Below are 3,571 nucleotides of genomic sequence, written 5' to 3' on the forward strand. Positions count from 1 at the left end.
AAGCTGGCGATGGCCATGCCCACCCTCTCCGTCGTAATGGTGTCGTCGCCGAAGACTTGCTTGAAGAGCTTCCTGTAACCTGGAATTTTCATCATCTTGGCGTTCATCACCTCGTAGCTGGGAAAGCCGTGCTCGATCGGATTCGTAAACGGACCGACCGATTGAGCTTCCAATGTCGCCGCCCGGCCATCCCAAAAATTCAGCGTGCTGTAGACCCGATTGAATGACGCAGGCGCGCTGCGACCGCCTTTCAGTCCTTTGATCCCCGTCGCGACCGGCTTCCCATCGGTAAAGCCCTTCTCAGACAGGTGGCAGCTCATACAGGCAATCGTGTTATCCATCGACAGACGCTTATCGAAGACAAGGATGCGCCCCAACTCAATCTTCTCCTTCGTAAGGGGATTGTCGGCCGGCACAAAAGCGTTCGGATCTTCCAAGCCCTGAAGCGTGGGCAGGGTATACGGCCCACTGTTGGCCGAAGGTTCTGCTGCAAGAACGTTGTCTCGCTGTGCTTCCTCGCCAAGCATCGGGACGAGCGGCATGATCGCAACCATTCCACATACCAACGCGCCGGTCAGCGCTACTCCCCCACATATTTTCTTTCGTGCCATTACACCCTCCTCTCTACACATGATTTATTATCCATAACTTTAACTCCGCTTCTTGATGCCGTTGTGCCTTCGATCCAACCAGATCCTTTGCTATATTGAACCGTTCCTGTGCACCAGCCGATTCCATCACACTCCAGCGGGCTTCCGAGCATCCTCTTAGTTTTCTCATGCGTCTGCGTACACTGAGTGAGCAGATCGATCGTCGTCGGCATAATCCCCAAATCAATCTGTCGACCGCTTCATCGACGGCCACTGCTTTCCGAGCTGCCGTCTTCATGGCACTCTCCCTCTCTCCTTGTTGGGATCGCTGGACACCATTGGACCAACGCGCGCCTGTCATATCATGACTCGTGCTGCCGACTCAATCCGTAGGCAATCACCAGGCTCTAAAAAGGACCTCTCCTCTTATAAGCCATTAGACTGAGGGGATACAGAGCACCCTAATCAGTCATGGTCCGCCGGCCATAGTGACTCATCGGTGTCGTGTAAGATAAGAATAGCGAGTTTCCTTCCGATCCACTCTTTCCGGTCATATCCATTTCCGCCAATAAGTCCTCACTGCCTGTCCCAAACCTCAGTCGCTCGGATGCGAAAGGACGGGAGGGCAATTCGTGGGAAACCATCCGGCGGAAGGGCTGTCCATAGGATTGAAGGTGCCGGGTCTCGAGAGGGTGGCGGAGCGACGTACATGACTTCCAGCCGCTTGTTGCCCTGAACGGCTTTTGTTAGGATGCGCCGATTCATTGGAGCGCTTGGGATGAAAATCGCGACATTCAACGTCAATTCATTGCGCAAACGTTTATCTATCGTACTCGAGTGGCTTGATCGGCATCAGCCGGATGTGCTGTGCCTCCAAGAGACCAAGGTCCAGGATAGCGAGTTTCCATTGCTCGCACTGGCACCCAGCGGGTATGAGACGACTTTTCGAGGAATGAAATCCTATAATGGGGTAGCAATCCTTAGCCGAAAGAAGCCGGAAGCAGTTTTTTACGGATTCAACGATGGAGGAGACCCTGAGGATTCTCGCTTATTGAGAGTTCTCATCGATGGAATTCCCATCGTCAATACCTACGTACCGCAGGGCTTCGAAATCGCGTCGCCGAAGTATGCCTACAAGCTCGCCTGGTACGAACGCCTCCGGAACTACTTCAACACACATCTGTCACCGCAAGTCCCGGCTATTTGGTGCGGAGATATGAATATCGCTCCACGCCCCATGGATGTCCACAGTCCGGAGAAACACCTGAACCATGTCTGCTACCACGAAGCCGCTCGCCATGCGTACGAAAAAACGGTTGCCTGGGGATTTCAGGATGTCTTTGTGAAACTCTACCCGACACGCCAACAATATACATTCTGGGACTACCGCGCGCCGAGCTCATTGGAGGCCAACAAAGGATGGCGCATCGATCATATGATGGCCACGGCACCGTTGGCCGAAAAATGCATAAAGGCGGATGTGGACGTCGAGCCGCGACGAGCGAAAGAGCCCTCAGACCATACCTTTTTGTGGGCCGAGTTTTCGATCTGACCGCTCACGCGACGCCCAATCCGACCGCGCAAAATGGATTCCACGGGGTCCCCTCTCCGGGCCGGTCGAGGACACCCCTTCCCCTAGGCCGCCTTGGCTCGCAAGTGCAAGTGGTTGTTGCGATTCTGCTCAATCAAGGGATCAATGAGCAGGCCGCAATTGAGACAGCGCAGAACGATCGCACTGGACGACACTGCCGGTTGGCGCTCGTGGATCATCAATCCTTTGCATTTCACACAGGTCATTGGCATCCCTCCTTGCCGATATTGACTGGAACGATATGTAACATCCCAAGATTAACGACATGTTAACAGCTAGTTAGAAATCTTTAATGCCGCTTATTACGTGTCATGCGGCCGGCAGCACTTTCAGTCCTGCTTCCGCGAATTTTTGCTCGATCGCGAAACGTAATTCGCTCGCGATTCCGCTGGGATCGACGTCAGGGGAGATTTCATGCCAATAGTTCACCGAGAAAATGCGGGCTTGAGTCCCGAATTCCTCAAGAAGCACTTGCGGTGGCGGTTGTTTCATAACTTTCGGATGCTGCAGGGCAAGCGCTGAAAGCAGATTCATGATCTGTTGGGCGCCCATATCGTATGGGGCACCGACCCGGAGAGAAAACCGTCCGACACGGCTTGAGTATGTCCAATTGGTGAGCGCCCGTTCGAGGAAACTGCTGTTCGGTATCAGCGTCTCCGTTCCTTTGGTGTCTCTGATGGTGGAAGAACGAAGACCGATCGAGGTCACGCGACCTCGGACATTGTCGGCCTCAATCAGGTCGCCGACCCGCATCGGCCGTTCGATCAACAACAGAATCCCGCTGATAATGTTTTTCAAGAGTGTCTGCGCGCCGAATCCCACTCCGATTGCAAATGCCCCGCCGAGAAACGCAAAAATCGTCAACGGGATCTTAGCCCAAGAGAAACTCAGCACGATCAAGAACGTGATGAGCAGCGCTTGGCTCCACTGGCGCACCAGATTCGCGACGTCCATCGCCATCCCGAGTCTCGTCACGGCTAATCGGTTGTTCATGCGTCCTCTGTCGCTAGTGAACGAGCCTGCATGTAGCCATGAACGAACTCTTGCCCCGCAGGCGTGAGTTGGTAGACGTGAAAACCCGCGATTGGAGTGCTACCACCGAGGACCACGCCTTGCCGCGAATCGAGTACTGGCTCTGCGAGCAACCCGTCACGAATCAAATAGTGCAACAACGGCTCGTATCCAACCGGAAGAGTAAGGCTTGCCGTGTGAGGAGCCTGCACGAAAACGTCAAGGATTCGTCGCTCGAAGTCACTGTACCGCCCATTCACCAAGGCGAGATTCGCCTTGTAGATGCGCATTGAACCGCGATCGATCTGTTTGCTGTCGTACCGCGTGTGACAGTTCGGGCACAACGCGATGAGGTTGTCGAACTCGTGCGTTTTGCACT

6 protein-coding genes are annotated in these 3,571 nt (G+C 54.3%); 1 reads left to right on the forward strand and 5 read right to left on the reverse strand.

The window, feature by feature from the left end:
• Both ACOSYY_RS07700 and ACOSYY_RS07705 read right to left on the reverse strand, forming a co-directional pair.
• On the reverse strand, nucleotides 1-611 hold a 611-nt coding region (locus ACOSYY_RS07700; protein ID WP_421661684.1), incomplete at its 3' end, for a cytochrome-c peroxidase.
• Between the two features lie 13 nt (nucleotides 612-624).
• Entirely contained in the window at nucleotides 625-888 is a 264-nt protein-coding gene (locus ACOSYY_RS07705; RefSeq protein WP_421661685.1) for a hypothetical protein, read from the reverse strand.
• 480 nt (nucleotides 889-1,368) lie between these two features.
• Between ACOSYY_RS07705 and xth the strand changes: the two genes are divergently transcribed.
• Nucleotides 1,369-2,142 carry an exodeoxyribonuclease III gene (gene xth, locus ACOSYY_RS07710; RefSeq protein ID WP_421661686.1) on the forward strand — a complete coding sequence of 258 codons (774 nt, stop codon included), beginning with the start codon at nucleotides 1,369-1,371 and terminating at the stop codon, nucleotides 2,140-2,142.
• A gap of 83 nt (nucleotides 2,143-2,225) precedes the next feature.
• Here xth and ACOSYY_RS07715 read toward each other — a convergent pair whose 3' ends face one another.
• From ACOSYY_RS07715 to ACOSYY_RS07725, 3 genes are all read right to left on the reverse strand, one after another.
• Nucleotides 2,226-2,387, reverse strand: a complete 162-nt coding sequence (locus tag ACOSYY_RS07715; RefSeq protein ID WP_421661687.1) for a hypothetical protein — start codon at nucleotides 2,385-2,387, stop codon at nucleotides 2,226-2,228.
• A gap of 103 nt (nucleotides 2,388-2,490) precedes the next feature.
• Nucleotides 2,491-3,174 carry a mechanosensitive ion channel family protein gene (locus ACOSYY_RS07720; RefSeq protein WP_421661688.1) on the reverse strand — a complete coding sequence of 228 codons (684 nt, stop codon included), beginning with the start codon at nucleotides 3,172-3,174 and terminating at the stop codon, nucleotides 2,491-2,493.
• Nucleotides 3,171-3,571 (reverse strand): HNH endonuclease (locus ACOSYY_RS07725; protein WP_421661689.1); only part of this gene is annotated, 401 nt, incomplete at its 5' end. The genes ACOSYY_RS07720 and ACOSYY_RS07725, both read right to left, overlap by 4 nt.

It is taken from the genome of Nitrospira sp. BLG_2 (genome assembly GCF_049222245.1).